Below are 242 nucleotides of genomic sequence, written 5' to 3' on the forward strand. Positions count from 1 at the left end.
GTACACAATCCGCACATCGGACGATTCAGCAGATGAGCGGTAGGGAATCCCGATACGTTCGAGACGTCCTCCACCGCGTGGCCAACGACATCATCGAGGAAGCACTGGAGCATAACTGCGAGTACATCGCGGTTGAGAACCTGAAACACATCAGGGAACGTGCGCCGCCGGTCAAAGAGTTCCACCAGTGGGCGCACCGCCAGCTCGTTGACCTCGTGGAGTACAAGGCTGACGCGGAAGGC

The 242-nt window shown here is 58.7% G+C and carries 1 protein-coding gene; it reads left to right on the plus strand.

Features of this window, described 5'->3' with window-relative positions:
- Positions 1 to 242: IS200/IS605 family element transposase accessory protein TnpB (tnpB, locus tag HKX41_13075; protein NNC25066.1), on the plus strand; the 242-nt coding region annotated here is incomplete at both ends.

Origin of the sequence: Salifodinibacter halophilus (assembly GCA_012999515.1) — a bacterium.
Taxonomy (GTDB): domain Bacteria; phylum Pseudomonadota; class Gammaproteobacteria; order Nevskiales; family Salinisphaeraceae; genus Salifodinibacter; species Salifodinibacter halophilus.